General features: G+C 67.1%; 20 protein-coding genes and 1 pseudogene. 8 read left to right on the top strand and 13 right to left on the bottom strand.

Translation table 11 applies throughout. The features are described 5' to 3' along the window. Window positions 1–336: 336 nt before the first annotated feature. The 4 genes and pseudogenes from HDR50_RS00510 to argJ all read left to right on the top strand — a co-directional run bounded on the left by HDR50_RS00510 (window position 337) and on the right by argJ (window position 5,702). Window positions 337–1,278, top strand: a complete 942-nt coding sequence (locus tag HDR50_RS00510) for a respiratory nitrate reductase subunit gamma (RefSeq protein WP_291355006.1) — start codon at window positions 337–339, stop codon at window positions 1,276–1,278. 11 nt (window positions 1,279–1,289) lie between these two features. Next, window positions 1,290–2,882, top strand: coding sequence for a (Fe-S)-binding protein (locus tag HDR50_RS00505; RefSeq protein WP_291355004.1), 1,593 nt, complete (start codon window positions 1,290–1,292; stop codon window positions 2,880–2,882). A 235-nt stretch (window positions 2,883–3,117) separates the two neighbouring features. Beyond that, a pseudogene (asnS, locus tag HDR50_RS00500) lies at window positions 3,118–4,477 on the top strand (asparagine--tRNA ligase). 40 nt (window positions 4,478–4,517) lie between these two features. Next, on the top strand, window positions 4,518–5,702 hold the full coding sequence (gene argJ, locus HDR50_RS00495; RefSeq protein WP_291355287.1) for a bifunctional glutamate N-acetyltransferase/amino-acid acetyltransferase ArgJ: 1,185 nt from the start codon (window positions 4,518–4,520) through the stop codon (window positions 5,700–5,702). A 73-nt stretch (window positions 5,703–5,775) separates the two neighbouring features. Here argJ and HDR50_RS00490 read toward each other — a convergent pair whose 3' ends face one another. Further along, window positions 5,776–5,964 (bottom strand): rubredoxin, encoded by a 189-nt coding sequence (locus HDR50_RS00490; RefSeq protein ID WP_165079466.1) that lies wholly within the window; start codon window positions 5,962–5,964, stop codon window positions 5,776–5,778. Beyond that, window positions 5,957–6,412 (bottom strand): transcriptional repressor, encoded by a 456-nt coding sequence (locus tag HDR50_RS00485; RefSeq protein WP_291355001.1) that lies wholly within the window; start codon window positions 6,410–6,412, stop codon window positions 5,957–5,959. Before HDR50_RS00485 ends, HDR50_RS00490 begins: the two co-directional genes overlap by 8 nt. A 156-nt stretch (window positions 6,413–6,568) precedes the next feature. On the opposite strand from HDR50_RS00485, the gene HDR50_RS00480 reads away from it, so the two are divergent. After that, the gene (locus HDR50_RS00480; protein WP_291354999.1) at window positions 6,569–7,261 is read left to right on the top strand and encodes a tetratricopeptide repeat protein; all 693 of its coding nucleotides are present in this window, start codon (window positions 6,569–6,571) and stop codon (window positions 7,259–7,261) included. Between the two features lie 281 nt (window positions 7,262–7,542). Here the strand turns inward: HDR50_RS00480 and HDR50_RS00475 are convergent, their stop codons facing one another. Beyond that, the gene (locus HDR50_RS00475; RefSeq protein ID WP_291354997.1) at window positions 7,543–8,004 is read right to left on the bottom strand and encodes a nuclear transport factor 2 family protein; all 462 of its coding nucleotides are present in this window, start codon (window positions 8,002–8,004) and stop codon (window positions 7,543–7,545) included. A 307-nt stretch (window positions 8,005–8,311) separates the two neighbouring features. Between HDR50_RS00475 and cysK the strand changes: the two genes are divergently transcribed. Next, window positions 8,312–9,226, top strand: coding sequence for a cysteine synthase A (cysK, locus tag HDR50_RS00470; protein ID WP_291354995.1), 915 nt, complete (start codon window positions 8,312–8,314; stop codon window positions 9,224–9,226). Window positions 9,227–9,304: 78 nt separating this feature from the next. Then, window positions 9,305–12,283, top strand: a complete 2,979-nt coding sequence (uvrA, locus tag HDR50_RS00465) for an excinuclease ABC subunit UvrA (RefSeq protein WP_291355285.1) — start codon at window positions 9,305–9,307, stop codon at window positions 12,281–12,283. Here uvrA and hisA read toward each other — a convergent pair. From hisA to HDR50_RS00425, 8 genes are all read right to left on the bottom strand, one after another. Next, window positions 12,280–13,020: a 1-(5-phosphoribosyl)-5-[(5-phosphoribosylamino)methylideneamino]imidazole-4-carboxamide isomerase gene (gene hisA, locus HDR50_RS00460; protein WP_291354993.1), complete on the bottom strand. Its 741-nt coding sequence runs from the start codon at window positions 13,018–13,020 to the stop codon at window positions 12,280–12,282. The two genes, uvrA and hisA, sit on opposite strands and share 4 nt — an antisense overlap. Then, entirely contained in the window at window positions 13,017–13,685 is a 669-nt protein-coding gene (locus tag HDR50_RS00455) for a hypothetical protein (protein WP_291354991.1), read from the bottom strand. The genes hisA and HDR50_RS00455 overlap by 4 nt, the downstream gene beginning before the upstream one ends. Continuing rightward, on the bottom strand, window positions 13,682–14,287 hold the full coding sequence (locus tag HDR50_RS00450; protein ID WP_291354990.1) for an imidazoleglycerol-phosphate dehydratase: 606 nt from the start codon (window positions 14,285–14,287) through the stop codon (window positions 13,682–13,684). The genes HDR50_RS00455 and HDR50_RS00450 overlap by 4 nt, the downstream gene beginning before the upstream one ends. After that, window positions 14,284–15,324 carry a twin-arginine translocase subunit TatC gene (gene tatC / locus HDR50_RS00445; protein ID WP_291354988.1) on the bottom strand — a complete coding sequence of 347 codons (1,041 nt, stop codon included), beginning with the start codon at window positions 15,322–15,324 and terminating at the stop codon, window positions 14,284–14,286. Before tatC ends, HDR50_RS00450 begins: the two co-directional genes overlap by 4 nt. Further along, entirely contained in the window at window positions 15,321–15,785 is a 465-nt protein-coding gene (tatB, locus tag HDR50_RS00440) for a Sec-independent protein translocase protein TatB (RefSeq protein WP_291354987.1), read from the bottom strand. The genes tatC and tatB overlap by 4 nt, the downstream gene beginning before the upstream one ends. Window positions 15,786–15,794: 9 nt before the next feature. Next, window positions 15,795–17,339: a glutamine-hydrolyzing GMP synthase gene (gene guaA, locus HDR50_RS00435; RefSeq protein ID WP_291354986.1), complete on the bottom strand. Its 1,545-nt coding sequence runs from the start codon at window positions 17,337–17,339 to the stop codon at window positions 15,795–15,797. 47 nt (window positions 17,340–17,386) lie between these two features. After that, window positions 17,387–18,844 carry an IMP dehydrogenase gene (gene guaB, locus HDR50_RS00430; protein WP_291354985.1) on the bottom strand — a complete coding sequence of 486 codons (1,458 nt, stop codon included), beginning with the start codon at window positions 18,842–18,844 and terminating at the stop codon, window positions 17,387–17,389. Between the two features lie 328 nt (window positions 18,845–19,172). After that, complete coding sequence (locus HDR50_RS00425) at window positions 19,173–19,391, bottom strand: heavy metal-associated domain-containing protein (RefSeq protein WP_165079455.1); 219 nt, start codon at window positions 19,389–19,391, stop codon at window positions 19,173–19,175. 107 nt (window positions 19,392–19,498) lie between these two features. Between HDR50_RS00425 and HDR50_RS00420 the strand changes: the two genes are divergently transcribed. Next, on the top strand, window positions 19,499–21,871 hold the full coding sequence (locus HDR50_RS00420) for a heavy metal translocating P-type ATPase (protein WP_291354981.1): 2,373 nt from the start codon (window positions 19,499–19,501) through the stop codon (window positions 21,869–21,871). A gap of 15 nt (window positions 21,872–21,886) precedes the next feature. Here the strand turns inward: HDR50_RS00420 and HDR50_RS00415 are convergent, their stop codons facing one another. Then, the gene (locus HDR50_RS00415; RefSeq protein WP_291354979.1) at window positions 21,887–22,207 is read right to left on the bottom strand and encodes an SMR family transporter; all 321 of its coding nucleotides are present in this window, start codon (window positions 22,205–22,207) and stop codon (window positions 21,887–21,889) included. A gap of 23 nt (window positions 22,208–22,230) precedes the next feature. Further along, window positions 22,231–23,109 (bottom strand): tRNA (adenine-N1)-methyltransferase, encoded by an 879-nt coding sequence (locus tag HDR50_RS00410; RefSeq protein ID WP_291354977.1) that lies wholly within the window; start codon window positions 23,107–23,109, stop codon window positions 22,231–22,233. Between the last annotated feature and the right edge of the window lie 300 nt (window positions 23,110–23,409).

Raw genomic sequence — 23,409 nt, 5'->3', positions numbered from 1 at the left:
CCCGNGCGCCGCAAGATTTTTTTGNCGGCNNGNCCNNNTCGCAATATGCCGGATTTATTTGCGGAAATTTTTGCGCCCGCGAAAAATCCAGTCCCTGCGAATGGAATGGGCGCTTTCCATTTCTGCCNTATTCGNGTATGGATAGAAACCCGTCACGAATCCCGCCACGGAGCTCCCGGNCGCCGCATGCNGGCCCCGAGCCCTNCCNGNGCGGGCNTTNNGGCGGCNTGNTTTCCCGGTCCGGCGGTTCCGGCCGGTTGGCGCCGGGCGGCACGATTCCGGCAAAACCCCGCCATGCGGCTGCGCGGCGGCATCCTGAAGCATGGGAGAAAACGCATGATGACACTCTTCTACCTCTTGGGCTACCTGGCCGTGCTGGGCTTCATCTGCCTTGCCGCGCTGAAAATCAGGACCTATCTCAAGGCGAGCCCGCTGCACATCCGCTGGGAGCTCTACCCCGTCCCGCACGAGGGCCCCAAGAAGGAGGCCTACGGCGGCAGCTATATGGAAGAAAAGAACTGGTGGACCCACAAACGCCATGTGGACCACTGGGAAGACATCAAGGCCATCCTGGTGGAAGTGCTCTGCCTGCACGCCACCTATGAGCACAACCCCAAGCTCTGGATCCGCACCTATCCCTTCCATGTGGGCATGTACATGCTCATGGGCGGCACCATCATCCTTGTCTGTGCNGTGGTGCTCCAGCTCTTCGGCGTNGACCCCACGGGCGGCCTCATGACCTTCGTGGCCAATGTCATCAATGCGGTGGTCCTGCTCGGCGCCTTCTGCATCGCGGGCGGCGGCATCGCGCTCATCATCCGCCGCCGCGAGGACGAGGGCCTCAAGAAGTACACCACGGCGGAGCAGTACATCAACCTGGGCTCCTTCGTCGTCTTCGGCGTGCTCACCCTCTGCGCCTGGGCCTTCAACCCCTCCTACTACCAGCTGGCGCGCGATTTCATCTACAATCTCTTCACCTTCAACTTCCAGCCGCTTGGCAGCTCCTGGTTCGTGCTTAACATGCTTGTGGGCTTCTTCCTGATGATCGCCATCCCCGTGACCAACATGGGGCACCTGATCATGAAGTACTTCATGTACCATGACATCCGCTGGGGTGACGAAGCCACGATCTACAGCGACAAGAACAAGAAGCTCATCGACGAGATGCTCCAGTACCAGGTCACCTGGTCCGCCCCGCACATCGCCGGGGACGGCACGCCCAGGAACTGGGTGGACGTGGCCACCACCAACCCCGCAGCCCCCAAGAACGACGAGTAGGGAGTCCTCACATGAAAGACAAGCTGACCCTGAAAGATGTTTCCACCGTTGAAGGGCAGATGGTCAGTATTGACCTCAAGGATCTGCCCGAGCTCGCGCTCGACGTGAAGCCCATGCCCTGGAAGCCCTTCACCGAGGAGCAGAAGGAAAACACCGCCTGTATCCTCGACGAAGTGTGCGTGCTCAATATCCCCAAGCCCAAGAACCCGCAGGAAGAGGAGGAGCTCGTCAACAAGTTCCTCGAGGGCATGCGCAAGCTCTTCTCCAAGGAGAACAACTGGACGTGCCTGCCCATGCTCGAGAGCAGCATGGAAAACTGCGTGCAGTGNAATTCCTGCTCCGAGGCCTGNCANCTGTGGGAGATGTCGGGCAAGAACGAGATGTACCGGCCCAACTACCGCTCGGAGATCTTCCGCCGCATCTANCATCAGTACATCAAGAAGGANCCNTTCGCCAANTGGCGCTACGGCGACATCGGCCTCAACTGGAAGACCGTGGCGCGCCTCGGCGAGCTCGCCTACCGCTGCAATGTCTGCCGCCGCTGNGCGCAGACCTGCCCCATCGGCGTGGATAACGGCCTCATCGCCCGCGAGATCCGCAAGCTCTTCAGCCAGGANCTCGGCATCCANCCGCGCGAGCTGCACGAAAAGGGCACCATGAACCAGCTCAAGGTGGGCTCCTCCACGGGNATGACCCCCGAGGTCGTGCGCGAGAACGTGGAGTTCATCGACGAGGANTATTCCGAGATCACGGGCGTCGGCATCACCACCCCCTTCGACGTGAAGGGCGCGGACATCATGCTGCTGCACAATGCCGGCGAGATCATGGCCTGGCCCGAAAACATCGCCGCCTTCTCGCTCATCTTCCAGGAGGCNGGCCTTTCCTGGACGCTCTCCAGCAAGGCCGTGGCCTATGACGGCGTGAACTACGGCGTCTTCTACGACGACGCNCAGCTCGCCCGCATCGCNCTCGACCACATGCTNGCCGCCAAGGAACTGGGCGTCAAGAAGGTGGTGGTGGGCGAATGCGGCCANGCCAACAAGGCCATGACGGTGCTGGCNGACCGNGTNATCCCCTTCGAGTACCAGGTGCCGCGCGAAAGCTGCTANGTCACCCTGCGCGACATCATCCTCNCCGGGCGCCTCAAGCTCGACCCGTCGCGCAANGACTTCCCCGTGACCCTGCACGACCCCTGCAACGTGGTGCGCCTCATGGGCATCGTCAAGCCNCAGCGCGACATCCTGCACAAGATCGCGCCCAAGTTCCGCGAAATGCCCTGCCACGGCGTGCACAACTACTGCTGCGGCGGCGGCTCCGGCTTCGCCATCATGACCCGCAACAACATCGACGAATGGCGCGGCAACATCTCGGGCCGCAAAAAGCTGTGGCAGATCGGCGAGGCCTTCAAGGAATGCCTCGGCCCCGAGACCAAGAAGTATATCTGCGCCCCGTGCTCCAACTGCAAGGGCCAGATCCGCGAGCTNCTNGAGCACAATGACCTGTACTCCAAGAACAGCTTTGCNTACGGCGGCCTCGTGGAGCTCATCGTCAACGCCATGAGCAACGTGCAGCCNGGCTTCATCAAGTGGGAAGGCGACGAATAGCCGNTTTGCCGCAANGACTGANNGNANCNGGGGGGCTTCGGCCCCCCTTTTTNNTGCGGTTTTCGGNGNGNGGAATGGNCNGNNCGGCNCGTCCGNGGGTGAGTGGGGCCGGGCGNCCAGCCTGTCCCGGGGCCGGTGGCCCCGNNANCCCCGCATGGCTTGAGCAGCGGCCCCGAAAAGGCTATGCTGCCTTTTTTCGTGAGCGGAAAGGCGCNTTCGCGCCGGAGGAGCCNCCATGCAGCGCACTCTTATCGTNGATGTCCTCAAGGCCGNGAANCCGGCCGANGCCGTNACCGTCTGCGGCTGGGTGCGCACCCGGCGCGACGCCAAGGGCTTTTCGTTCGTGGAGCTCAATGACGGCTCCTGCCTCGCCAACCTCCAGTGCATCGTGGATGACGGCACGCCGGCGCACGCNGNNCTCGGNGANGCNTCCACCGGGGCGGCGCTCTGCGTGCGCGGGGCGCTCGTNGCCTCNCCGGGCAAGGGCCAGAAGTGGGAATTGCGGGCCGAAANCGTGGAGGTNTTCGGCCTGGCCGACCCGGAGACCTTCCCGCTCCAGAAAAAGCGCCACTCGGACGAATTTTTGCGCGGCATCGCCCACCTNNGGNCNCGCACCAACAAGTATGGCGCNGCCTTCCGCATCCGCTCCGAGGCCGGATATGCGGTGCACGAGTTTTTCCGCTCGCGCCGCTTCGCCTGGGTGCACACGCCGGTGCTCACGGGCTCGGACTGCGAGGGCGCGGGCGAGATGTTNCGCGTGACCACGCTCGCCCCGGGCCAGCAGGGCGAGGATTTCTTCACGCGGCAGGCGAGCCTCACGGTCTCGGGCCAGCTCGAGGCCGAGGCCCTGGCCCTGGGGCTCGGCCGCGTCTACAGCTTCGGCCCCACCTTCCGCGCCGAAAATTCCAACACGCCGCGCCATGCCGCGGAATTNTGGATGATCGAGCCGGAAATGGCNTTNTGCCGACCTNGNNGNCNNNATGGANCTGGGCGAAGGCCTGACCCGCCATGTGGTGGAGCATGTGCTCGACCGCTGCGAGGCGGATGTGGCGCTCTTTGACAAGTTCGTGGAGCCGGGCCTTCTGGAGCGCCTGCGCGGCATCCTGCGCCAGCCCTTCGCGCGCATCCCCTATGCCGAGGCCGTGCGCATCCTGGAAGAGGCCGACGCGGGTTTCGCCTTCCCGGTGAGCTTCGGCATCGACCTCCAGACCGAGCACGAGCGCTACCTCGCGGAAACGCATTTCCAGCGCCCGGTCATCGTTTATGACTACCCGCGCGAGATCAAGGCCTTCTACATGCGCGCCAATGACGACGGCGAGACCGTGGCGGCCATGGACATGCTGGTGCCGCGCATCGGCGAGCTCATCGGCGGCTCGCAGCGCGAGGAAAGGCTCGAGGTGCTCACCGCGCGCATGACCGAGCTCGGCCAGAAGCCCGAAGACTACTGGTGGTATCTCGACCTGCGCCGCTATGGCAGCGTGCCGCATGCCGGCTTCGGCATGGGCTTCGAGCGGCTGCTCATGTTCCTGACCGGCATCAGCAATATCCGCGATGTCATCCCCTTCCCGCGCACCCCCGGGAGCCTGGAATTTTAGCAAAAGAGTTGAAGCGCGCCCGCGACAAGGAGCGACCATGATCGACGATCTTCCCAAGGGCTTCCGGGCCGGTGCGGCCGAAGCCTGTTTCCGCAAGGCCGGCCGGGACGACCTCGGCCTCATCGTGTCCGACAGGCCCTGTGTTTTGGCGGCCATGTTCACGAAAAACCTCTTCAGGGCCGCGCCCGTGCGCGTCTGCCAGGAGATTTTGGCCAGCGGCCGCGAGGTGCGCGCCGTGGTTGCCAATTCCGGGCAGGCCAATGCCTGCACAGGCGACGAGGGCCTTGCCAATTGCCGCGAGACGCAGCGCCTCACGGCCGAGGCCCTGGGCCTCGAGCCGGACGAGGTCTTGCCCGTTTCCACGGGCGTGGTGGGCGCGCACCTGAAAATGGACAAGTGGCGCGCGGCCATCCCGGCGCTGGCGCAAAGCCTGGGCAGCCGCGACGCCGAGGGCTTCACGCGCGCCTTCATGACCACAGACGCCTTCCCCAAGTTCGCCATGCGCGAGGTGAGCCTCACCGGGGGCCTCGTGCGGCTCACGGTCATGGCCAAGGGCGCGGGCATGATTTGCCCCAACATGGCGACCATGCTCTGCGTGGCGCTCACCGACGCCTGCGTGGAGCGCGCCTCCTGGCAGGAGATGTTCCGCCGCGCCGTGAACGCCACCTTCAACAGGGTGAGCGTGGACGGCGACACCTCCACCAATGACACCATTCTCGGCCTCGCCAACTGCGCCTCGGGCGTGGCGGCCATGAACGCCGATGACGAGAAGGCGCTGGAGGACGCGCTCACGGCCATCCTTGACACGGTGGCGCACATGCTGGTGGCGGACGGCGAGGGCGCCTCCAAGGTCATCCACATCAAGGTGAGCGGCGCGGCCAACGATGACGAGGCCGAGCTCGTGGCGCGCAGCGTGGGGCACTCGCAGCTCGTCAAGACGGCCATCTACGGCGGGGACGCCAACTGGGGCCGCATCGTCACGGCCGTGGGCTACAGCGGCGCCGACTTCGACCCGGACAAGGTGAGCCTCTTTCTCTGCGGCATCGAGCGCTTCCGCAAGGGGCAGCCCGTCAACGAGGAGCTGGAGGCCGAGCTCGCCGAAAAGCTCAAGGCCAAGGACGTGGACGTGGACATCATCCTCGGGTCGGGCCCGGGCTGTTACAGCCTCCAGGCCTCTGACCTTGGGCACGAGTACGTGAGCCTCAACGCCGATTACCGGTCGTAGGGGAAGGGCGAATAAGAGAATCCCCGCTCCCGGGACGTGCCGGGAGCGGGTGTCGGACTGTTATGAGGGGCGCCTACGCTTCGTCGGTCAGGCGGCGAAAGGCTTTTTTGCCCGCGCCGCAGACCGGGCAGCGCCAGTCTTCGGGCAGGTCTTCAAACTTGGTGCCGGCGGGGATCTTGTGGCGGCGGTCGCCCTTGTCCGGGTCATAGATGTAGCCGCAATTCACCGTCTGGCAACGCCACATTTCGCTTGGGTCACTCATGGGAGCCTCCGTGGGCCGGGTTTTCGGGGGAAAAGGCGGGGTCCGGGGCGGCCGGGTCAGCGGTGGCAGCGCAACTCTCGCACAGGCCGTCGAGCTCAATGCGCGCCCCGAGGATGGCGAAGCCAGCGGCCGAAAGGCCCTCCAGCGCGGGCGCGGGCGCCGGCCCGCACACATCGGCCACGCGGCCGCAGCGCACGCAGCGCACATGCAGGTGCGGCGACACGTCGCCATCGAAGCGGCGCCCGTGGCCCCCGCCCTCGAACCGGAGGATCTCGCCGGCCTGGGCCAAGAGCTCAAGGTTGCGGTAGACCGTGCCGAGGCTGATCCTGGGCAGGGCGCGGCGCACCTTGGCGTGGATCTCCTCGGCGGTGGGGTGGGTCTTCGCCTTGCGCAGTTCGGCGAGGATCTCGGCGCGCTGTCGCGTCATTCGGGTTCGCGCTGCGGGCATCCGGCCTCCTCTGTCGCCCGACTATGCGGGACGGCCCGGGGCTCTGTCAAGGCCGGCGCCACCTGCGGCATGCCTTGCCAAGCGGAGGGCGCCGGGATAGGCTAGGCCCGCGTCCCTTGAGACGGGCGCGGCCCTGCAAACAAGAAGAGGAAAAATATGAAAAGGATGTTCCTGACGGCGCTTGCCGCCGCGTTTTTGCTGGCCGGCGGCGCCCTCGCCGGCGCGTCTTCGGCCCTTGCCGCTGCGGATGCCCAGATTCTCCAGGATGCGTGGACGGCCTACAATATCGGCAATTACCAGAAAACCCTGCGCCTCATCGAGCCGCTGGCCGGCGACGGCAACCCCAGGGCGCAGGTCATGCTCGGCCGCTGCTATGAGAACGGCCTTGGCGTGAAGCAGGATTTGGGCGTCGCCGCCCAGTGGTTCCAGCTCGCGGCGGAGCAGAATGACAGCGAGGCCCAGGTGCTCCTCGCCTATTGCTATGAGGTGGGCGCGGGCGTGCCCAAGAACCCGCAGCAGGTGATGAACCTCATGACCCGCGCGGCGGAATCCGGCAATGCCGAGGCCCAGTTCAACCTTGCGCTCAACTACAGCCAGGGGTTATACGGCGCGCCCAAGAACGAGCAGGAGAGCTTCCGCTGGGCGAGCCTTTCGGCCCAGCAGGGCTATGCCCAGGCCGAACGCTTCCTCGGGGCCTGCTACCAGTACGGCTTCGGTGTCACGGCAGACCAGGCGCTGGCCCAGGAATGGTACGCCAAGGCCGAGGCGCAGGGCCTCTCGCGCGAGGGCAGCATCTTCAACAAGGTGACGGACTACACCATGCCCGCTTCGGAGGGGGTGCAGCAGTAGGGCCGGGCGCCCCGGATTTTGACAGGGCCGCTCCTTCGGGGGCGGCTTTTTTGTGGGGCTGCGGGAGGCGGGGGCGCCCCCGGTACGGGAAAGGGGCGACAGGCGGTGTTGGGGGAAATGCCTGCGACTGGCCGAGGTATAACTGTGCGGCGGCCAGGCTCGGGAGAAAGGGCGCCGCGACATCATCACAACCGCTGTCCTGGGCTCGCGTCACGCAGCGCAAAAGGCCGCTCCCGCAGTCGCGGAAGCGGCCTTTTCCAAAAATGGACGCTGCGGCCGGCTTACTTGATCTTGCAGTTGCCGTCCTTGCACTCGGGCGTGGAAATGACGGGCGTTGCCTGGAACAGCACCACCTGTTCCGTGCCCTTGTTGTCGCCGAGCACCATGGTATAGCGCATGAGGCCCTGCGGGCGCGGCATCTCGGAGGTGCCGTGGAAAACGCCGTTGGCCGTGAGCAGCCGCGTTTCGCCGACCTTGGTCTCGCGGATATTGGAAAGCGTCATGCGGTCCACGACGAGCTTTTTGTCCTTGATCTCTTCGATGAAGTGCGCCTTGTCACGAATGTGGCCGTTGGAGCCGATATACCAGAAATTGGGCGCCAGCAGCTTTTCCAGCGCAGCCACATCGCCGGTGATGACGGCCTCGGTGTACTGTTCCACAGGGTCGGCCTTGGCATGGGCGATGCCGCCGGCAAGGCAGAGGGCGAGCGCCAGAAGCAGGGGCACGAACTGGAAAAATCGCATGGGAGTCCTCCTTTCGCACAAAGTCCCGTGGCGGCGGCCACGGGCGCGGCGTTGCCGGCAGATGCGGCGGCGCGCGGATGCTTTCTTTAAGACCAAGCGCGGCCCCTGTCAACCGGGAAAGTGGGGAAATTCCGCAACGGAAGAGGTCACGCCGCCGCGCATGCCCGGCGCGAAGATTTGCATTACCTAGCAAATCACTCTACTATCCTACCGCGCGTCGGGTGCGGCCCGGGCGGCCGCGCGGCGCGCCACTCCCTTTTTGCGCCGGCCCGCACGCGTCGCCGGTCTCCGAGTTGCAGGAGCACCCATGAAGACATCCATCCTCCAAACTATTGGCCGCACGCCGCTCTTGCGGCTCAAACTCTCCCAAGAGCTGCCGGGCACTGTGTGGCTCAAGCTGGAGAACCGTAATCCCGGCGGCTCCATCAAGGACCGCGTGGCCTTTCATTGCGTGGAGCGCGCGCTCGTGCGCGGCGACATACGCCCCGGGGGGCTCGTGGTGGAGGCCACCAGCGGCAACATGGGCATCGGCCTGGCGCTCGTGTGTGCCATGCGCGGCCTGCGCTGCGCGCTCACCATGCCCGAATCCATGAGCCGCGAGCGGCGCGCCCTGTTGCGCGCCTATGGCGCGGAGCTCGCCCTCACGCCCGCTGCCGGCGGCATGGCCGCCGCCGTGGCGGCCGCCCGCGACCTCGCGGACGAGCTGGGCGGCTGGCTGGTGAACCAGTTTTCCAACCGCGACGCCGTGGCCGTGCATTACGAGACCACGGGGCCGGAGATCTGGCATGACAGCGCGGGCCGCATGGACGTTCTCGTGGCCGGCGTGGGCTCCGGTTCCTCGCTCACGGGCACGGGCCGCTATCTCAAGGAATCCATCGCCGACTTCAGGGTCATCGCCGTGGAGCCGGCGGCCTCGCCCGTGCTTTCCGGGGGGGCGCCGGGCCCACACGCCATCCAGGGCATCGGCGCGGGCTTCGTGCCCGACATCCTCGACCGCTCGCTCATCGACGAGGTGCTGCTCGCCGATGCCGGCGAAGCCATAGCCACGGCCCGGCGCCTCATGGCCGTTGACGGCGTGTGCGCGGGCATCTCCACCGGCGCCAACGTGGCCGCGGCCCTCGCCGTGGCCGAACGCCCGGAGATGGCCGGCAGGAACATCGTCACCTTTGCCTGCGACACCGGCGAGCGCTACCTCTCCACTCCGCTCTTCGAGGCGGAGTGAAGCGCGGGCGCCGCCACTTGCCAAGCCATGCCCGGTGCTTAGATATGAAGGATGAACACGACCGCACAGCCCCCCCTGATGTGTGAGAAGGCCCGTGAGCCGCAGGCGGAGAGCCCCTGTATCCATATCGAGAACGCGCGCCAGCACAATCTCAAGAACATCAGCCTCGACATCCCCCGGGACGAGCTCGTGGTGGTCTGCGGGCCGTCCGGCTCGGGCAAGTCCACCCTGGCCTTCGATATCGTGTATGCCGAGGGGCAGCGCCGCTATGTGGAATCGCTCTCCACCTATGCGCGCCAGTTTCTGCCGCAGATGGACAAGCCGGACGTGGAGAAGATCGAGGGGCTTTCGCCCGCCATCTCGCTGGAGCAGCAGAGCGTTTCGCGCAACCCGCGCTCCACGGTGGGCACGGTGACGGAGATCTATGACTTTTTGCGCGTGTTCTTCGCCCGCCTCGGCACCACCTATTGCCCCCAGTGCGGCCGCCCCATCGAGGCCCGCGCCGCGGACGAGATCATCTCGGACATCCTCGCGCTGCCCGAGGGCGAGAAATTCATGGTGCTCGCGCCGCTTGTCGAGCTGCAAAAGGGCACCCACCAGGACCTGCTGAAAAAGCTCAAGGCCGAGGGCTTCGCCCGCGTGCGCGTGGACGGAGAGTTTTATACGCTGGACGGCGTGCCGCCGCTGGAGAAGAACAAGAAGCACTCCATTGACCTTGTGGTCGACCGGCTCGTCAACAAGGAGGGCATCCGCGGGCGTCTCGCCGATTCCGTGGAGCTGGCCCTGCGCCACGGCAACGGGCAGATGGTGCTCCACCTGCCCGGGCGCCCCGAAGGCGAGCGGGACATCGTCCAGTCCACCACGTCCGTGTGCCCCACGTGCCATATCTCGCTGCCCGCGCCGAGCCCGCAGCTCTTTTCCTTCAACGGCCCGCAGGGCGCCTGCCCGCGCTGCGTGGGCCTGGGCACCGTGGATTATTTCGAGCCCAGGCTCATCGCGCCCAACCGCGGGCTCTCGCTCACGGGCGGGGCGCTCCTCCCCTGGGCCAAGCCGAAAGTGCTGGCGCGCTACCAGACGGCGCTGGCCGCGCTCGGCAAGCGCTTCGGCTTCACGCTCGCCACGCCACTGGAGAAATATTCGGACGAGGCCCTGGCGGCCCTGTTCTACGGGGAGGACGAGCACGGCAAGCCGGCCGCGGGCTCGCTGGGCCTGCGCCGCAACTGGATGGGCGGGGTCGTGGCCCTCGGCGCCGCCGGCGACCACCAGAGCAAGAATTTCGTGGAGGCGCAGCGCCTCCAGAGCGAGGTGGCGGTGAGCGACCGGCGCTGGCCCGGCGTCATCCCGCTCCTGGAAAAGGGCATGCAGTACGGCGACGCCTGGCGCGAGGAGCTGGCGCGCTTCCGCCAGTCCTGCGACTGCCCGGACTGCAAGGGCGCGCGGCTTCGGCCCGAAGCGCTCTCCGTGCGCGTGGACGACCTTTCCATCGCCCAGTTCTGCGCGCTCCCCGTGGACAGGGCGCTGGCCTGGCTCAAGGAGCGGAAATTCACGGGCCGCCACGCCCTCATCGCCGAGCCCCTGCTCAAGGAGCTGGAGTTCCGCCTGTCCTTCCTGGGCAATGTGGGACTTGAATATCTCTCGCTCGGCCGCTCCATGAGCACGCTCTCCGGCGGGGAGGCCCAGCGCATCCGCCTCGCCTCGCAGCTCGGCTCGGGCCTCGTGGGCGTGACCTATGTGCTCGACGAGCCTTCTATCGGGCTGCATCCGCGTGACAACGAGCGCCTTTTGGGCACCCTGCGTTCGCTCCAGAAGCGCGGCAATACCGTGCTCGTGGTGGAGCACGACGAGGCCACCATCTGCGAGGCCGACACGGTCATCGAGCTCGGCCCCGGCTCGGGCGCCAACGGCGGCGAGATCATGTTTCAGGGCCCTGTGAAGGAATTGCTGGACGACGCCGACACCCTCACGGCCCGCTATCTGCGCGGCGACGAGGTCATCCCCCTGCCGGACGCACGGCGCGAGCCCAAGGGCGAGCTCGTGCTCCACGACGTGACCACCAACAACCTGCGCGGCATCGACTGCCGCATCCCCATGGGCGTGCTCACCTGCGTCACCGGGGTCTCGGGCTCGGGCAAGAGCTCGCTCGTGGTGGACACGCTCTACAAGCACCTGGCCCTGGGCCTCGGCCTGCGCGTGGACCAGCCGGGCACCATCGGCGGCCTCTCCTACGAGGGCGGGGCCACGCCCATCGAGCGCATCGTGGCCATTGACCAGACGCCCATCGGCCGCACGCCGCGTTCCAACCCGGCCACCTATACCAAGATCTTCGACGAGATCCGCAACATCTTCGCCATGACGCCGGACGCCCGCAAGCGCGGCTACCAGCCCGGGCGTTTCAGCTTCAATGTGCGCGGGGGCCGCTGCGAGGCCTGCGGCGGCGACGGGCAGATCCGGGTGGAGATGCACTTTCTGCCCGATGTGTACGTCACCTGCGATGTCTGCCAGGGCAAGCGCTACAACCACGAGACGCTGGAAGTGCGCTACAAGGGCCTGAACATAGCCGAGGTGCTTGACCTGACGGTCAGCCAGGCGCGCAAGCTCTTCGAGAGCTATCCCTCGCTGGAGCGGCGCCTGGCTGTTCTGGAGGACGTGGGCCTCGGGTACTTGCGCCTCGGGCAGCCTGCCACCACGCTTTCCGGCGGCGAGGCGCAGCGCATCAAGATCTCGCGCGAGCTCGGCAAGCGCTCGCTGCCGGGCACGCTCTACATCCTCGACGAGCCCACCACGGGCCTGCACATGCACGAGGTGGGCAAGCTCATCAAGGTGCTGCACGCCCTGGTGGACAAGGGCGCCAGCGTGGTGGTCATCGAGCATAACACGGACATGATCCTCGCGGCGGACCATGTGCTGGACATGGGCCCGGGGGGCGGCGAGAACGGCGGCCTCATCGTCTCCGCCGGCACGCCGGAGGCCATCGTGGCCGACCCGGCTTCCGTCACCGGACGCTTCCTCATGCAGGAGCGCACGGAACGGCTCAAGCGCCGGAAGAAGAAGGGCTAGGCGCCGGCCTCCTGCGCCGTCACCCAGGCAAGGGCCGCGGGGAGGTCGAGGGTGCCTTCGTAGAGGGCGCGGCCGCTGATGACGCCCTCCAGCCCTTCCCGGCTGAGCGGGTAGAGGCGTTTCACATCCTCCAGCGTTGACACGCCGCCGGCCGCGATGACCGGCACATGTGCCGCGCGCACAAGGCGCGTGAGCGCGTCCGCATTAACGCCGCTGTGCATGCCGTCGCGCTCGATATCCGTATAGATGATGAAGGCCGCGCCCGCATCCTCGAGGCGGGGCAGCACCCCGGCCACGGTGAGCCCCGTGTCCGCCACCCAGCCCCGGCTCTTGAGCCGGCCGTTTGCCGCATCCAGCGAAACGCCGATCTTTCCCGGGAAGGCGCGGCAAAGCGCCGCGAATTTTTCCGGCTCCTCCAGCGCCATGGTGCCGATGATGAGCCGCGTGACGCCGGCGTCGAGATAGGCGCGGGCCGCGTCCGCGTCGCGGATGCCGCCCCCGAGCTGCACGGGGATGCTTGCCCCCTCGCAGATGCGGCCCACGATGGCCGCGCTGGCGGCATGGCCGTCAAAGGCGCCGTCCAGATCCACCACATGCAGCCAGCGGGCGCCCAGGCGCTCCCAGTGGCGGGCGGCTTCGGCCGGGTCGTCGGCGAAGACGGTGGCGTCGTCCGCGCGGCCGCGGCGAAGCCGCACAGCCTTGCCCCCCTTGATGTCCACCGCGGGAAAGATGATCACAGCCCGAGGTCCTTCACGGCCTTTTGCATGCCGTCCACCGCCAGCTCCTGCGCCGAGACCCAGGCGCCCTTGCGCTTGAAAAATTCGCCCACCGTCAGCAGATTTTCGGTGAGGCCCACCTGTTTTTCCTCAAAGATGGAGCGGTTGCCGAGCTCGCCCTCGGCCACGTTGACGAGGAAGAATTCCACGCGCACATGCGCCGACTGCGTCACACCGGCGCTCGAGCCCTCGCGCTCGTGCCAGTCGAGTACCTGCGGGATGAGCAGGTACTGCGCGCCGTGCTGGCGCCCATAGGCCAACCAGCGCGGCAGCGCCCCGGGCTGCCCCGTGCTGTGGGCATTGGTGAGGTCAGGGGGCAGGTTCCGGCGCGGGATGAAGGTGTACTGCCGCTTGGTGCCGGTGATGAGCACCTCGCGCAATTCCCTGTCCAGCGCCACGAGCGCGTCGTGCGGGATACGGCCCTGCGGCTCGGGGATCTGCCCCACGATAAGCTGGCCCGGATGCAGCGGCTGGGTGAAAGGCGCCACCGAGATCTTGTAGCTGGACGGCACAAGCCGGGGCACGTCCGCGGTGCTTGCGGGCTGGCGCGAGCAGGCGGCGAGCGCCAGCGAAAGCGCGGCCGCGAGAACAATGGACAGGCAGGGCAGATGGCGTCGTTTGGTCATGAGTCCAGGCCTCCCTTGGTGCTTCTGATGTGCGTCCCCCTGCGGCGCACGGCGTGGCCGAGCGCAAGCCCGAGGCCCTTGGCCGCCGATTCGAGGAGGTGATGGCCGTTCTTGCCGTACAAAAAGGAAATATGCAGGTTGCAGCGCGCCGCGCTGGCGAGGGCCTTGTAAAACTCGCGCCAGAGGTCCTTCTCCTCCCCGGCGATGACCGGCGGCAACAGCTCGTCGCCGCGCCACTCCAGCCACGGGCGCCCGGAAAGGTCTATGACCACATCGGCCAGCGCCTCGTCCATGGGCACGCGTCCGTGCCCCACGCGGGCGATGCCGGCGCGGTCGCCCAGGGCCTCGCGCAGGGCGGTGCCCACGGCGAGACCCGTGTCCTCCGCGCTGTGGTGCGCGTCCACCTCAAGGTCGCCCTTGCAGGTGAGGGAGAGATCCATCTCCGCCCAGAACATGGTGAGCGTGAGCAGGTGGTCGAGGAGGCCGATGCCGGTGTGAATATCGGTCTCGCCTGTGCCGTCAAGGGTGAGGGCGGCGCGGATGTCCGTTTCCCTGGTGCTGCGCGCGAAATCCGCGCGCCGGAGAGGGAGGGCGTCGCTCATGGTTTCTCCTCGGGGCTTGCGCCCGGCGTCGTGCCGGCGTCGTGTTCGGGGTTTTCCTGTGCGGTGCCTTCCTCTGCCTTTTCCGGCGCTTCTTCCGTCGGGGCCTTGCGCTTCCTGCCGAAGGCCGCGGCCACCCAGATGCTCCCCTCATAGAGGAGGAGCATGGGGCAGGCCATGAGCAGTTGCGAGACCACGTCAGGCGGCGTGAGGATGGCCGCGAGGATGAAGATGCCCACGATGGCGTAGCGCCGCCCCCTGCGCATCATGGCGGCGGTGAGGATGCCCATGCGCGCGAGGAAGAGCGTGAAGATGGGCATCTCGAAGATCAGGCCGAAGGCAATGAGCAATTTGAGCACGAAGCTCAGGTAGTCGCTCACCTTGGGCGTGATCACGATGTCGGGCGTGGAATAGCTCACGAAAAAGCTGAAGGCGAAGGGGAAGACGATGAAATAGCAGAAGGCGCCGCCGGCGATGAAAAAGACGGCCGAGAGAAAGGCGATGGGGAGGATATGGCGCTTTTCCTCGTCATAGAGGCCCGGCGCCACAAAGGCCCATATCTGGTAGAAGATGGCCGGGCTCGCCAGAAAGACGCCCGCCACGAAGGCGATATACATGCGGGTGAAGAAGGCCTCGGGGAGCGTCGTGTACTGGGCGTGGGTGCCCGCCGGCAGCACGGCGAGCAGGGGATGGATGAGGACATCAAAAATGGGGTCCACCACGGCCCAGCAGATGCCGAAGCCGATGCCCACGGCGATGCAGCAGCGCACAAGGCGGCTGCGCAGCTCGGAGAGATGATCCATGAGGCCCATGGGCTCGCCGCCTTCGGCCTCGGGGGCGTCGTGCGGGGCCGGGGGCTGGCCTTCGGGCGTTGTGGCCGGCGGCTCGGCAGGCCCGGGGGCTTTGGGGAGAGCGTCGGACGTGGGCGGCGGGCCGTCTGGCGGCGCGCCCGCCCCGGCCTCCGTATCCGGCTGCCATTCGAGGCCGGAAAGGGAAGTCTCGAAGGGGGCCGGTTCCTGCGTGGGCGTGGTGTTGCTCATGCGCGCGGGCCGTCCTCGGGCTGGACGGTAGATGTGACGCCCGAGGCACCGGGAGCGGCCTGTGCGGCGCTGCCGCTGCCCGGAGGCGGCGTTGCGGCCTCAGCCTCGGCGCGTGCCCTGGCGAGGGCTTCGGCGAGCGGGCTGCCCTCCGGCGGGGTGAGGCTGTCGGACTCATCGGCAGTGGCGGCTGCCGCGGCTTCAGGCGCGGGCTGCGCCGGCGCCGGCTTTTCCTCGGCCGCGGTAGCGGCGGCCTCCTTGCGGCGCCGCTGCGCCTCCTGCTCGCGCAAATCGGCCTCGGCGGATTCGGCATTGAGGGTGCGCTGAAAATCCGTGGAGACGCGCCGGAATTCCCCCATGGCCTTGCCCAAGCTGCGGGACACCTTGGCGAGGCTCTTGGGCCCGAGCACGATGAGCGCCACCAGAAGGATGACGAGAAGCTCGGTGCTGCCGATGCCGAACATGGCGTCCCCCTATTCCCACTCGATGGTGCTGGGCGGCTTGGAGGAGATGTCGTAGACCACGCGGTTGACGCCCTTGACCTCGCTGATGATGCGCCCGGAGATGCGCGCCAGGAGCTCGGGCGGCAGGCGGGACCAGTCCGCGGTCATGGCGTCCACGCTGTCCACCACGCGCAACGCGATGACGTTCTCGTAGGTGCGGCCGTCGCCCATGACGCCCACGGTGCGCAGCGGCAGAAGCACGGCGAAGCCCTGCCAGACCTTGCGATACCAGCCGGCGGCGCGCAGTTCTTCCTGCACGATCCTGTCGGCGCGGCGCAGGATGTCGAGCCTGTCCTCGCGTACCTCGCCGAGCACGCGGATGGCGAGCCCGGGCCCGGGGAAGGGATGCCGCCAGACGATGGAATCCGGCATGCCGAGCTCGGCCGCCACCTTGCGCACCTCGTCCTTGAAGAGCTCGCGCAGGGGCTCGATGAGCGCGAGTTTCATGGTCTCGGGCAGGCCCCCCACATTGTGGTGGCTCTTGATGACCGCGCTCGGCCCCTTGTGCGACACGGACTCGATGACATCGGGATAAAGCGTGCCCTGCGCGAGAAAGTCCACCTGCGGCAGCTTTTCCGCCTCTTCCTGGAAGATGTCGATGAAGGCGTGGCCGATGATCTTGCGCTTTTTCTCGGGGTCTTCCACGCCCTTGAGCAGGGTGAGGAAGCGTTCGCGCGCGTCCACGACGGTGAGGTTGAGATGGAAGTGCTCGCGCAAAAAGGTGGTCACTTCCTCGGCTTCGTTGAAGCGCAAAAGGCCGTTATCCACAAAGATGCAGTGCAGCCGGTCGCCGATGGCCCGCTGGAGCAGCGCCGCCACCACGGTGGAGTCGATGCCGCCGGAGAGCGCGCACACAACGTGCTTCTCGCCCACCTTTTCCGCGGCCTCGGCCACGGCCCGCTCCACAAAGGAGGCCATGGTCCAGTCCGGCGTACAGTTCGCCACCTTGAAAAGGAAGTTTTCGAGCATCTGTTCGCCGTCCACGCTGTGGTGCACCTCGGGGTGGAACTGCACGGCGTAGATCTTGCGTGTTTCGTCGGCCATGGCCGCGATGGCGAGGGTCTCGGTGCTGCCGGTCACGGTGAAGCCCGGCGGCACGGCCGAGACCTTGTCGCCGTGGCTCATCCACACGCGCGTCGGCGCCTTGCGGTCAAGGCCCGTCCACAGGGCGCAGGGCGCGGTCATGGTGAGTTCGGCCGGGCCGTACTCCCGCGTGAGGGACTGCGCGAGCTCGCCGCCAAGCTGCTGCGCGATGAGCTGCATGCCGTAGCAGATGCCGAGCACGGGCACACCCAGCCCAAGCAGGCCCGGGTCGAGCTTCGGCGCGTCCTTTTCGCCCACGCTGGCCGGCCCCCCGGAAAGGATGATGGCCGAGGGCCGCATGGCCGCCACCTCAGCGGCCGGCGTGACGCAGGAATGGATCTCGGAATACACGCCCGCCTCGCGCGTCCTGCGGGCGATGAGCTGCGTGACCTGCGAGCCGTAGTCGATGATGATGACCCTGGAGTGCGGCATAAGGCTCCCTGTTGTGCGGCGCGGTGCCGGTGCGCCTTAACTCTATCTTAATTCTCTATGCGGTAATTGGGCGCTTCCTTGGTGATGACCACGTCGTGCACATGGCTCTCGCGCAGGCCCGCTGCCGAGATCTCGCAGAAGGTGGTGTTGCGGAAGAGGTCGTCCAGATTGTGCGCGCCCACATAGCCCATGCCGGAGCGCAGGCCCCCCATGAGCTGGTACACGGCCTCCATGACCGGGCCGCGGTAGGGCACGCGGCCCACGATGCCCTCGGGCACGAGCTTCTTGCTCTTTTCCTGGAAGTAGCGGTCGGAGCTGCCTTCCTTCATGGCGTCGATGGAGCCCATGCCGCGATAGATCTTGTAGGTGCGGCCCTGGTAGAGGATGGTCTCGCCCGGGCTTTCCTCGGTGCCGGCGAAGAGCGAGCCGATCATCACCGAGTGCGCGCCCACCACGAGGGCCTTCACGATATCGCCGGAAAACTTGATGCCGCCGTCGGCGATGCAGCAGCGGTCCATCTCGCGCGCGGCGCGGCCGCCGTCCATGACCGCCGTGACCTGCGGCACGCCCACGCCGGCCACGATGCGCGTGGTGCAGATGGAGCCCGGGCCGATGCCCACCTTCACCGCGTCCGCGCCGGCCTCGAGGATGGCGCGCGCGCCCTCGTAGGTGGCCACGTTGCCCGCGATGAGCTGGCAGTTGGGGAAGCTCGCCTTGACGTTGCGGATGGCGTTGAGCACGTTGACGGAATGGCCGTGCGCCGAATCGAGCACGAGCACATCCGCCCCGGCCTCGAGCAGCTGCGCGGCGCGCGCCTCGGAATCCTTGCCGATGCCGATGGCCGCGCCCACGCGCAGGCGCCCGTTGGCGTCCTTGCAGGCGTTGGGATATTTCTGCACCTTGTCGATGTCCTTCATGGTGATGAGGCCGCGCAGGCGCTTGTTCTCGTCCACCACGAGGAGTTTTTCGATGCGGTGCTCATGGAGATGATGCTTGGCCTCTTCAAGCGAGGTGCCCATGGGCACGGTGATGAGGCGGTCGCCGGTCATGACCTCGGCCACGCGCACGGCGCTGGCGTCCTCCACAAAGCGGACATCGCGGTTGGTGAGGATGCCCACGAGCGTGTCGCCGTCCACCACCGGCAGGCCCGAAACGCGGTAATCGCGCATCAGGTCGAGGGCTTCCTGCACGGTCTGCCCGGAAGAGATGGTCACCGGGTCGAGGATCATGCCGCTTTCGCTTTTCTTGACGCGCTCGACCTCGAGGCGCTGCCGGGCGATGGGCATGTTCTTGTGGATGATGCCGATGCCGCCCATGCGCGCCATGGAAATGGCCATGGCCGATTCCGTGACCGTGTCCATGGCCGCGGAGAGCAGGGGGATGCGCAGGGGGATGGACGGAGTGAGCCAGGTCGTGATGTCCACGGCGTCGGGCGTGATGTCGGAATATCCCGGAATAAGCAGGATGTCGTCAAAGGTCAGCGCCTTGCCGCGATTGGTGAACATGGCTCCTCCCGAAGGCTAACAACAGGATAAAATTTATCTTCTTAATCTATCATCTGCCCACCTTCATGTCAATGGCGGCGCGGGCCGCGGGAAGTCGGGAGGGGAGGGCCACGCCTGGCGCGCGGCCCCCGGGCCGGGCCGCAAAAACGCCGCCCGCTCCGGCAGGGGAACGGACGGCGATATTTGTTCAGGGTGACAGCGCGCCAAGGGCGGCCCGGTTAATTGTCACGGCCCAAATCGAGCCCGCAACCGAAGTGCGAGGGCCGTGCACGCGCATCAGCGGAACGGAGGCCGAAGCACGCGGCCGGGAAGCTCGGGCGCGAGCCGTCTACGGGCGCTGGTGCTCCGGCTCGTAGCCCAGGTCGCGGATGGCGCCCATGATGATGTCGAGCGCGATGGGCATGTTCTTGTCTTCTTCTTCGTACTGGAGCTCTTTCTTGTCGAGGTCGACCTTGGCGCTCTTGACACCGGGGATGGCGGAAACGGCCTTTTCCACAGCGTTCTTGCAGTTCTCGCAGTGCATGCCATTGACTTTCAGGGTAGCCATAGTATCCTCCTCGGGAAGTTGGCGGGGAACGCGCAACATACGCGGATTTGCCGACTTTGTGAAATATTGGATACAGTATTTTTTCTGCAAAATCAAGAGGTCAGTTCATGACGGATGCACACGTCGGGGGCGCGGCCCAGGCCTGTCCCCTGCGCTTTGATATTGGCGGCATGCACTGTGCGGCCTGCTCCTCACGCATCGAGCGCGTGACCGGGCGCCTCCCCGATGTGGAGAAGGTGAGCGTCAATCTCGCCACGGCCCGGGCCGAAGTCTGGCCCGCGCCCGGCGATGCGGAGGCCGTGCGCCGCGAATTCATGGCCGCCGTGGCCAGGCTGGGCTTCACGGCCACCCCCGCCGTCAATGAAGACGCCGAGGCGCGCTTCGCCGAGGCCAAGGCCAAAGCCCGCGCCGACCGCAAAAAGCGGCTCGGGCGCCTGTGGCCCATGGTCATCCTTTCCGTGCCGCTGCTCCTCGTCTCCATGGGGCACATGCTGGGGCTGCCGCTGCCCGCGTGGCTCGAGCCGCACGGCTCGCCCCGGGCCTTCATCCTCGTGCAGCTCGGCCTCACCTTGCCGGTGGTCTGGCTCGGGCGGCATTTTTATGTGGACGGCCTGGCCGCGCTGTTCCGCCGCTCGCCCAACATGGACAGCCTCGTGGCCGTGGGCACGGGCGCGGCCTTTCTCTACAGCCTCGTGAACACGGCGCTCGGGCTCATGGGCAACGACCCCGCCTGGCGGGCCATGAACCTCTATTATGAGTCCTGCGCCGTGCTGCTCACCATGATCGAGTTCGGCCAGTTCCTCGAGGCCACGGCCAAGCAGCGCGCGGGCGACGCCATGGGGGCGCTCATGAGTCTGGCGCCGGAAACGGCCCTGCGCCTCGCCAGCCCGGACGCGACGCCCGACGAGGTGCCGCTCTCGGCGGTGGAAGTGGGCGACCTGCTCCTCGTGCGGCCCGGTGGCCGCGTGCCCGTGGACGGCACGGTGGAAAAGGGTGTCAGCGCCGTGGACCTCTCGCTGCTCACGGGCGAATCCATCCCCGTGCCCGTGGCCCCGGGCGACAGCCTCACCGCCGGCAGCGTCAACGGCGAGGGGCCGCTCGTCATGCGCGCCATGGCCGTGGGGGGCAACACCAGGCTCGCGCGCATCGTGCGCCTCGTGCAGGAGGCCCAGGGCAGCAAGGCGCCCATCGCGCGCCTGGCGGACAGGGTGAGCTATTATTTCGTGCCCGCGGTCATGGCGCTGGCGGCGTTTTCCGCGCTCTGCTGGCTTTTCTTCAGCGCCGAGCCCGTCACCACCGCGCTCACGGTGTTCGTGGCCGTGCTCGTCATGGCCTGCCCCTGCGCCATGGGCCTCGCCACGCCCATGTCGGTCATGGTGGGCACGGGCCGCGGCGCGCAGCTCGGCGTGCTCATCAAGAACGGCGCGGCCCTCGAACGCGCGGGCAAGATCACGGCCCTCGCCGTGGACAAGACGGGGACGCTCACCACAGGGCGCCCCGAGCTCACGGCCATCATCCCGCTGGCGCCGGGCGCCGACGGCCTTGATGAGCGCGAATTGCTCGGCCTCGCCGCGGCGCTGGAAGGCCGGAGCGAGCATCCGCTGGGGCTCGCCATCATCCGGGCCGGCAAGGAGCGGGACTGCCCGCTGTGCGTGGTGGAAGACGCACGCATCGCGCCTGGCCTCGGCATCGAGGGGCGCGTGGGCCTCGCCGGGAAGTCGTGGAACGTGGCCGTGGGCAGCGCGGCCTTCATGCGCTCCCGCGGGCACGAACTCTCGCCCGAAGTGGCCGCCCGGCTCGACGCCCTGGCCGGCGAAGGGCAAACGCCCCTGCTCATGTCGCTCGCGCCCGCAGAGACGGAGGACGGCGTGGCCGCCGCCGACCAGATGGTCGCCATCTTCGCGCTGGCCGACGGGCTCAGGCCCGAATCGGCCGCGGTGGTGAAGCGCCTGCGCGGCATGGGCCTGCGGGTGGTCATGCTCACCGGCGACAATGCGCGCACGGCCGAGGCGGTGGCGAAGCTCGCGGGCATCGACGACGTGGCGGCCGGACTGTTGCCGGCGGAAAAGGCCGACCATGTGCGCCGCCTGCAGGAGGAGGGCCAGGTGGTGGGCATGGTGGGCGACGGCCTCAACGACGCCCCGGCCCTGGCGCTGGCCGACGTGGGCATGGCCGTGGGCACCGGCGTGGACGTGAGCGCCGAGGCCGGCGACATCGTGCTCATGCGCGGCGGCATGGAGGCCGTGCTCGCCGCGCTGGAGCTCTCGCGCGCCACCATGCGCAATATCAAGGAGAACCTCGGCTGGGCTTTCGGCTACAATATCCTCGGCCTGCCCGTGGCCGCGGGCCTCCTGCACGTCTTCGGGGGCCCCATGCTCTCGCCCATGATTGGCGGCATCGCCATGGCGCTCTCGTCGTTCTCCGTGGTGAGCAACGCCCTGCGCCTGCGCTTCTTCAAGGTGAAGACCAGGGTGGAATGACCGCGCAAAGCGGCTTCAGAAGAGCTTGAGCGCGGCAACGCCGCAGATGATGAGCGCAACGCCGAGGACGCGCCCGGCGCTCACCGCATCGCCGAACAGGAGGACGCCGAGGCAGAAGGTGCCGGCGGCGCCGATGCCCGTCCAGACGGCATAGGCCGTACCGATGGCGATGTGCCGTTGCGCGAGATAGAGCAAAAGGCCGCTCATGGCCATGCTCACGATGGAAAAGCCGATGGCCGGCACACGCCATGCCGGCGCCGTCTGCGCCAGCTTGAAGCCGAGGGGCCAGCCCATCTCGAAAAGGCCGGCCGTGAGGAGGATGAGCCAGGGGTTCATGTGAGGTGCCTGTTCCGGGGCGCTCAGGCCTCGTCGAGGGCTTCTTCAGCTTCAAGGATGGCGTCGCGCCGCGCCTGCCGGGCCGCCTCCTGCTTGCGCTCGCGCGTGCCCCGCGGCCCGAGGGCGTCAAATTCCGCGCTCAGTTCCTGCTGGCGGCAGAAGACCAGAAAGCCCGTGTGCGCGGTCATCCTGTCTTCCGGGCGCAGCCGGTCGGCCACGGGCTTCCAGCCGCGGATGAAGAGCTCGCAGACCTCGATCTCGGCGAAGGGGCCGTTTTCCAGCCCGAGCAACAGCCGGCTCACCTGATCCACCGTGGGCAGCAGGAAGCCCAGGGTCGCGCCGGGCCGCACCGCGGCAAGCGCCTGTTCCAGATAGTCCCACGGAGTGCGCACGTCGAGAAAGAGCGCGTCCGCATCGCTTGCGGCAAAGCCTTCGGCGATGTCGCGGCAATGCAGCTCCACGTTTTCGCCAAGGCCGGCCCAGTCGAGGTTGCGGCGCGCGAGGCGCGTGAACTCCTCGCGGGCGTCGTGGCTCACGATGCGCCCCGTGGGCCCGGCGAACCACGAAAGGCCCAGGGTGAGCGCCCCGGAGCCGCAGCCGGCCTCGATGACGGTGCGACCGGGGCCGACGCCAAGACGCAGGCAGATATAGGCGATGTCCTTGGCGTAGATGATCTGCGTCTGGCGCTTCACGCCGAGCAGGAGGTCATACAGCGTGGCCTCCTCGATACGGACGGGTACGCCCGCGTTGGTGGACGCCACGGAGCCGAAGTCGAGCGCGGCCACGTCCGCCGCCGCGAGGGTGCCGTCATTGCTGTGCCAGTCCTGCCCCTCTTCCAGCCTCTTGAGGTAGCGGCGCCCCTTGGGCGTGACGTAGATGACGAGGGAGCCGTAAGGGATCATGGTGCTTCCTGAAGTGCTTGATTGCACTTATGGAGGTGGTGTCGTGCCCGTGCTGCTTCCGTAATGCCGGAATTATCCGTCAAAAACAGCCTTGCTCCAGCCGTTGCGACGAAGGAAGCTACGGATGGAGACAGCAGTTAGTTACCGCGCCGGTCAGCCAACGATGCCACTGTCGCTATCCGTAACCCGGCAAGCCGGGCAACGGCTAGCGCTTAGGTTCCGGCTTCGTCAGAAAAAAATTTCCTCGGTCGAGTACTTAAGTACACTCCCTTCGGAAATTATTTTTCTTCCTCGCTGGAA

This window comes from Desulfovibrio sp. (assembly GCF_014803725.1).
Classification (GTDB): Bacteria; Desulfobacterota; Desulfovibrionia; order Desulfovibrionales; family Desulfovibrionaceae; genus Desulfovibrio.
The sequence above is the reverse complement of the archived record's forward strand: the minus strand, read 5'-3'. Positions and strand labels throughout refer to the sequence as shown.

Coding starts and splice junctions, on each gene's coding strand:
- uvrA (WP_291355285.1), top strand. CDS start 9,305: ATGTGTGAGAAGGCCCGTGAGCCGCAGGCGGAGAGCCCCTGTATCCAT.
- HDR50_RS00420 (WP_291354981.1), top strand. CDS start 19,499: ATGACGGATGCACACGTCGGGGGCGCGGCCCAGGCCTGTCCCCTGCGC.
- HDR50_RS00485 (WP_291355001.1), bottom strand. CDS start 6,412: ATGCCCGCAGCGCGAACCCGAATGACGCGACAGCGCGCCGAGATCCTC.
- tatC (WP_291354988.1), bottom strand. CDS start 15,324: ATGAGCAACACCACGCCCACGCAGGAACCGGCCCCCTTCGAGACTTCC.
- guaB (WP_291354985.1), bottom strand. CDS start 18,844: ATGTTCACCAATCGCGGCAAGGCGCTGACCTTTGACGACATCCTGCTT.
- cysK (WP_291354995.1), top strand. CDS start 8,312: ATGAAGACATCCATCCTCCAAACTATTGGCCGCACGCCGCTCTTGCGG.
- HDR50_RS00450 (WP_291354990.1), bottom strand. CDS start 14,287: ATGAGCGACGCCCTCCCTCTCCGGCGCGCGGATTTCGCGCGCAGCACC.
- HDR50_RS00455 (WP_291354991.1), bottom strand. CDS start 13,685: ATGACCAAACGACGCCATCTGCCCTGCCTGTCCATTGTTCTCGCGGCC.
- tatB (WP_291354987.1), bottom strand. CDS start 15,785: ATGTTCGGCATCGGCAGCACCGAGCTTCTCGTCATCCTTCTGGTGGCG.
- HDR50_RS00490 (WP_165079466.1), bottom strand. CDS start 5,964: ATGAGTGACCCAAGCGAAATGTGGCGTTGCCAGACGGTGAATTGCGGC.
- HDR50_RS00475 (WP_291354997.1), bottom strand. CDS start 8,004: ATGCGATTTTTCCAGTTCGTGCCCCTGCTTCTGGCGCTCGCCCTCTGC.
- guaA (WP_291354986.1), bottom strand. CDS start 17,339: ATGCCGCACTCCAGGGTCATCATCATCGACTACGGCTCGCAGGTCACG.
- HDR50_RS00480 (WP_291354999.1), top strand. CDS start 6,569: ATGAAAAGGATGTTCCTGACGGCGCTTGCCGCCGCGTTTTTGCTGGCC.
- HDR50_RS00425 (WP_165079455.1), bottom strand. CDS start 19,391: ATGGCTACCCTGAAAGTCAATGGCATGCACTGCGAGAACTGCAAGAAC.
- HDR50_RS00410 (WP_291354977.1), bottom strand. CDS start 23,109: ATGATCCCTTACGGCTCCCTCGTCATCTACGTCACGCCCAAGGGGCGC.
- HDR50_RS00415 (WP_291354979.1), bottom strand. CDS start 22,207: ATGAACCCCTGGCTCATCCTCCTCACGGCCGGCCTTTTCGAGATGGGC.